7 protein-coding genes and 1 pseudogene are annotated in these 6042 nt (G+C 54.6%); 1 reads left to right on the top strand and 7 read right to left on the bottom strand.

The window, feature by feature from the left end:
- The 6 genes and pseudogenes from AAAC48_RS14665 to AAAC48_RS14640 all read right to left on the bottom strand — a co-directional run.
- Positions 1-387: pseudogene (locus AAAC48_RS14665) on the bottom strand (NAD(P)(+) transhydrogenase (Re/Si-specific) subunit alpha); the annotation flags it as partial.
- A gap of 161 nt (positions 388-548) precedes the next feature.
- A complete protein-coding gene (locus tag AAAC48_RS14660; RefSeq protein ID WP_340654882.1) occupies positions 549-770 on the bottom strand; it encodes an aa3-type cytochrome c oxidase subunit IV in 222 nt (73 codons plus the stop codon).
- Positions 771-912: 142 nt separating this feature from the next.
- Positions 913-1059, bottom strand: coding sequence for a DUF3096 domain-containing protein (locus AAAC48_RS14655; protein ID WP_340654881.1), 147 nt, complete (start codon positions 1057-1059; stop codon positions 913-915).
- Between the two features lie 123 nt (positions 1060-1182).
- Complete coding sequence (locus tag AAAC48_RS14650) at positions 1183-3489, bottom strand: EAL domain-containing protein (protein WP_340654880.1); 2307 nt, start codon at positions 3487-3489, stop codon at positions 1183-1185.
- A 189-nt stretch (positions 3490-3678) separates the two neighbouring features.
- Positions 3679-4194, bottom strand: a complete 516-nt coding sequence (locus AAAC48_RS14645; RefSeq protein ID WP_340654879.1) for a hypothetical protein — start codon at positions 4192-4194, stop codon at positions 3679-3681.
- A complete protein-coding gene (locus tag AAAC48_RS14640) occupies positions 4187-4795 on the bottom strand; it encodes a CGNR zinc finger domain-containing protein (RefSeq protein WP_340654878.1) in 609 nt (202 codons plus the stop codon). The genes AAAC48_RS14645 and AAAC48_RS14640 overlap by 8 nt, the downstream gene beginning before the upstream one ends.
- 64 nt (positions 4796-4859) lie before the next feature.
- Here AAAC48_RS14640 and AAAC48_RS14635 point away from each other — a divergent pair, with 64 nt between their 5' ends.
- Positions 4860-5759 carry a branched-chain amino acid ABC transporter permease gene (locus AAAC48_RS14635; protein WP_340654877.1) on the top strand — a complete coding sequence of 300 codons (900 nt, stop codon included), beginning with the start codon at positions 4860-4862 and terminating at the stop codon, positions 5757-5759.
- Here the strand turns inward: AAAC48_RS14635 and AAAC48_RS14630 are convergent.
- The coding region (locus tag AAAC48_RS14630) for an SDR family oxidoreductase (RefSeq protein WP_340654876.1) at positions 5756-6042 on the bottom strand (287 nt) is incomplete at its 5' end. The two genes, AAAC48_RS14635 and AAAC48_RS14630, sit on opposite strands and share 4 nt — an antisense overlap.

The following is a 6042-nucleotide window of genomic DNA, read 5'->3' as shown; positions in this document are numbered from 1 at the left end:
CATGACCTGCGCCCGGGTGATGCGCGGCATGAACTCCATCGTGAAGGCGGTCACGCCCGCATCCGCCAGCTCCTTCACTGCGGCATCATTGCCGTAAGGATCGAGCATGGCGATGACGACCGCGCCCCGCTTGTAGGATTTAAGCTCCGCCGACGCCGGCCGGCGCACCTTCAAGACGACATCGGCGCTCTTGATATCGCCAGCCTTGCCGATCGTCGCTCCCGCCGCCTCGAACTCTCCGTCCGGTATACGCGATGCCGTCCCGGCACCCGTCTCCACAATGACATTGAAGCCGAGACCGACGAGTTTCTTGACCGTCTCCGCCGAGCCGCCAACACGCGGCTCATTGGCATCAATCTCTTTCGGTATGAATAGTGTCTGAGCCAAGCTCTTCACCCCCCAAGCAAGTTATCACTATAAAGACAGTGGCCCTGAGGCCAGCGCGCCTTTCCCGCTTATAACGATTGGCAACCCCGAGATATGCGCGGTTCGAATGAACGGCTTTTGAGAAGGATTTCCACCCGGATTTGGATAGAGCTGGCTGCCGCCTAGAGGAGGAACCAGGCAGCCAGACAGATAACAATAAAAAGAACAATGGCAGAAAAGAAACCGCCTGCGAAAAAGCCGAACGCCATTGCAATCACGAGTGCAAGGCAGGAGATCGCGCCCCATTTCGAAAGTGTCAGAAACAGATTGTAAGTGCTCTCATGTTCCTTGTAGTCCATGGGCGCGCCCAATTCTGCAGGCGTAGTGTCGTGATGTTCAGCCATCTTCAAACCTCTTATAGTCGACGTCCTTAAGGCAATAGCGAAAACGCTGCATCAGTGCAATGCGCAGATGGTCGCTCATAAGCTCTCAATCGATATAAATCGGATAGACAGTTTCGCCTAAATGACCGGCTTTAGGCTCAGTTTAACTGAGCAGATGCGGAAAGAGTCCCACCACACCTATGATGATGAGGTAAAGCGCAACGACGTAGTTCAGCAGCCGGGGAGCGATCAGTATGATAATGCCTGCAATCAACGCGACCAGCGGAGCGATAGCGATTTGAGCGATCATGTCACATCCTTTCTGACGAACTCGACCTTCGCCAATCAGGCGACAGCTTATCAGCAAGAATAGAACAAGCTAATACAGCATCGTGTCAGGAATTGGCCCACGCTATCGAGTGCACCATCTCGGTCAGTGCAATACCGGAACGGAGTCCCCATTCACCACCAGCAACTTTTGCTCCATCGGGATGTCCAGCAGCTTTGATATGTCATCTGCTGACATGGGGGCGCCGTACAAATACCCTTGAACATATTCTGCACCGACCCATTGATTGATCAATTCAGACTGTTCGCTGGTTTCAAGCCCTTCGATTGTAACGGACAATCCAAGCTCATGCGACATTTGCACAATGCCGCGCAAGAGTTTCAACGAACGCCCCTCCGCTGCAATATCGACTATGAAGGACCGGTCGATCTTTACCTTCGTGACCGGCAGATCCTTCAAATAACTCAGACTCGAATAGCCTGTGCCGAAATCATCGATCGCAACCTGCACCCCGGAACGCTTGAGTTCGGCAAGAACGCTGCCGGTCGCATCGCGATCGGTGATGATCGCGCCTTCCGTCACTTCCACCTCAAGCAAATGCGGCTCGATTTCATGGCGCCGCAATGCAGATTGAATGATGTTCACCATGTTCATGTTCCGCAAATCAAGTGACGACAGATTGACCGAAACAGCGATCCGGGAGTTCCATCTGCTGCAGTCCAGCACGGCGCGCTCAATCACATTTCGCGTGAGATCTGAAATCAGTCCCATTTCTTCGGCCATCGGAATGAATTCGGCCGGCGAAATCGCACCGAATTCCGGGTGGTTCCAGCGGGATAGAGCCTCGCATGCGGTCATTCGCAAGGAGCGAACATTGACGATCGGCTGATATGCGACAGACAGGGCCCCGTCAGCAATGGCCTTGCGCAGATCCGCCTTGAGCCGCTGCTTGCTCCTGAACGAATGGTCCATCGTCTGGACAAAGACTGCCCAGTCCTTCTGGCTGTCCTTCTTGGCAACATCAAGCGCCAAATCCGCGTTCATATGCATGGTGGCAAGGTCGAGTTCCGTCGCATCGACAATGACGATTCCTGCATGGGCGGCCGTCTGGATATCCTGGCCCGATACTGCGTATTGGCCACTTATCCCTTTCATGATGCGGTCAATCGATTCCAGCGCTTCGCCATGCGTTTGCGCAGAAAACAGGAGCACGAACTCGTCACTGCCAAACCGGGAAGCGACCGGATGACTCACGTCCACGGAAGACAGGCGCTCGGCGAATGCGCGTAACAGCTCATCGCCAATGCGATGGCCGAACGTATCATTTGTACGTTTCAGCCCATCGATATCGATCACCATCAGGACAATCTGCGCACCGAACTGAACCGTGCTGCCGTACGTATGTGCGACCTCGGCAAACTGGCTGCGATTCGGCAAACCCGTTAGGCTGTCATAGCGCGCCATCCTGTTGATCTGCGCTTCCGCATCGGCCCGGCGGGTGACGTCCTGAATTACCAGTACGGTGCCGTGTTGCGGGTCAGGCGTTGCGGTAAATTCGAAATGGCGCTTTGCCGGCGATTCAAACGTGTCGCGTTGCTTCGAGCCAGTCAACAGGTCGCCCATTTTGACACGCAGAGATTTCAGCGCTGCGTCGGGGAAATAGCCTCGCAATTGAGCCAGGCGCAACAATGCTTCAAGAGACCGGCCCTGAAGCTGTTCGGGACGATCAAACCCCATCATCTTCGCCGCCTTCATATTGGCGACAGTGATGATCTGCTCGCAATCAAACATAAGCAGCCCCTGGGGCATACCGTTCAGCGCTGCATCGAAGTTATTGGCGACTGTGCCGAGTTGCTGTTTGCCCAGCAGTGCATCAAATAGCGACCGACGAAGGTTGAAAGCGATGACGATATTGTATCCAAAAAACGGCAATATCAGCAGGGCGAGCAGCCAGTTATAAAAGCCGCCCAGCAAGATAAATGTCACAAACAGCGGTGCCAGGATTCCGACGGACATACCCATCACGACAACCGGCGAAACATAATTTCGGGTAACCAGCGCAACCATTGATGCGATCGCGATAATGACACTGGTGATCGCAGCTGATGCGTCAGCCAGGACATAAATGCTGACAAAGCACAGCATTCCAAGCAAAATACACGTGGTCAGCCCACCGGATAGATAGCGCCATTCCCACTTCTTCAATGTCGCTGAGGTGGCCGCCGTCAGGTCAGCTCGTTCGAATGCGGTGACATTTGCCGCCCGGGCAAGGATGGTCAGCAGGAAAGCGACTGCAAAGGCAAGATACACCGGCTGATTGGTGTTGATGTAAATCATCAAGGTCGCGCTGATTTGGACAACAGAGGTCCACCAGGCTGCCTTCTTGTTCGCATAGAGCGTGCGAACGGAAAAAAGTTCCAGCGACATGCTCTCGTTGCGTTCAGTTTTCATCAATACGCCCGCAAATACCTTTGCCCAAAGTGGGTTAAGTCAATGAACACGGGGTTATAGATTGGACATCCGACTAAACCGTTTAAAGCCATAGCTCTTTCGATCTAATATCCAGGAATTGAAGAACAGAATTACCAATTTCTAAATGTCGATCTGGTTTCGGCGGCGCATTGGAAAACTGGTGCCGATTTACGAGGAAGGGCAAGCTGGAGCAGGACTGTCGGTGGAACCCTTGTCCGGATTGGGATCGTAAAACGGACCAACGACAAGCGGCTTGTCGGGCAGCACCGACTCGTCCGTGTCCGATATCATTTTCCGTTCGATCATTTGCAGGACACGACCTTTGGGGTCTTCAAGACGCATGCTAACTTTATATTCCCGGTTCGCCTTCACGCACTTGACCGGCGGGCTTTCGACGGTGATCTTATCCATCATCGGCCAGATCTTCTGTCGAACGATGAACGGATCACCACCCGCCGGGTTTTCGAAAGTAGTCTCCAGCATGGCGCCGTCAGGCAATGGCCTGAGTTTCGCGAGTGTAAGAAGATAGGTTGCCTGGGCGATCCGGTAATTGAAAACGAAGATCTTGCCGGAAACATTCAGATAGTCGCCCTCGCCCGCGTCCCGGCAAGCACCGAGGCCGAGTGTACCGGCTACCACCATAAAAAGCGCGATCCAGCGCAAGGAACGCAAGCCATCAGACATGATTGTTTCCCGCCGGTTTTCCGTTGCGGCTGTAGTGGCGCTGGGCCTTGGCTCGATTGCCGCAGACGCTCATGTCACACCAGCGCCGGCTGCGATTGCGGCTTTCGTCAAAATAGAGCCAATGACAGTTCGGGCATATCTTGATTCGTTCGAGCCTTGTTGGTTCAAACAGGCGTACCCCCGAGAGAAAAGCCGCCGCCCCTAGTGACAGTTCCCGTCTCCCTTCCGAAGGCTGAGGCAAGATCAGATTATTCCGTTCTGGCTCATCGCAGACCAATTCTGATCCAAGGCGCAAGAAGTCCGACAACGGCTCAGGTCGAAATCCACCCTGATGTACGGCAGTGCGAAAAAGTCTGTTAATTGCCTCCCTGACCTCGATCAGCGCCGCGATGGCAGCATGCGAGATGGGGGGATTAAACTTCACATTTCCCCATTCGCTCCGTCGGTGATTTGCCGCTGCAGCCGCAAAGCGTGGCACTTCGCCCGGGTCAGCAAAGCGATCCTGCGAACGCTCCGGTGCATCGCGAAAAATGACTGTGTTGGCCAGATCGAGGGCCAGTACACCGCCGCTGAATCGATGTGCATTCCAATCAAAAGTCATGCACAAATTCTAACTAGTAAAATCGATTTTGCAAGTTAGAATGCCGGTAAATCGAGAGCCGCAAATGTCTTATTTTCTTCAGCTCCTGTTCAATGGTGTCCACAATGCGGCCCTCTATGCCCTGCTCGCCTATGGTTATGTGCTGATTCATGGCTTGACACATCGCACGGACCTGTCGTTGGGCGCGATATTCGCTTTTTCCGGACAGACCTTCATACTCGTGGCTGCATTTGGATGGTCGATTCTCTGGATGACGCTGCCCGCTGCCCTTTCCTTTGGGTTGCTGATCGCTGCCGCCTATGTCGGCATTGGCGGATACGCGATCGCCAAGCTTATCTACGCCCCGCTCGATACAGGAACGCGGAACACAATCCTGGTAGCTACGCTCGGCCTCAGCATTTTCCTGATGGAACTATCGCGGATTGCCGCCGACACAAGAGACTATTGGTTGCCGCCAATGCTCGCCACACCGGTTCAACTACTAGGAACGGGCATCGATATCAGCCTGACCCAATTGCAGGTGGCCAACATTATTATCGCACTTGCAGTGATTGCTATCGGCGAGACCGTCATGCTGCGGACTTCCGCTGGCCGTATCTGGCGTGCCGTGAGCGACGAACCTGCCGCGACGGCAATGTGCGGCATAGATCCCGACAGGGTGAGGACGAAGGCGATCCTCACTGCCTATGGCGTCTGTGCATTGGCAGGGTTTCTCGCGGCCCTCTATTACGGCAATGTCAGCTTCAATACCGGCATGATTTTCGGACTGAAGATCCTTTTCATCACGGCTGCGGGCGGGTTTTCCCGACCGCTCTATGCGGCGTTTGGCGCGGCTATTGTGGGGCTGGTTGAATCGTTGTGGGGTGGCTATTTCTCAGTGCTCTGGCGCGATGCTGCCGTGTTCTCACTGCTTGTTTTCGTCCTCGCCACCCGCATCAGCCCGCAGGAGACCGAACGTATTTAGCCTTGCAGGCTGTGGCCGCCATCGATGGTGATGACGGTTCCTGTGATATAACTGCTGGCGTCGGAGGCAAGCATCAGCACCGCGCCGTCGATATCTTCCGGCTCGCCCAGCCGTCGCATCGGGTTCCTGCCCTTGAAAAACCCCTTGGCCGGTCCATCCATGATTGTCTCGTTGAGCCGCGTCGGAAACCAGCCTGGCGCGATCGCATTCACCCGGATACCGTGAGGCGCCCATTCAAGCGCAAGCGACTTCGTCATCTGCGATATGGCTGCCTTCGACATCG

Source organism: Phyllobacterium sp. (genome assembly GCF_037994405.1).
In the GTDB taxonomy this organism is placed as follows: domain Bacteria; phylum Pseudomonadota; class Alphaproteobacteria; order Rhizobiales; family Rhizobiaceae; genus Phyllobacterium.
The sequence above is the reverse complement of the archived record's forward strand: the minus strand, read 5'-3'. Positions and strand labels throughout refer to the sequence as shown.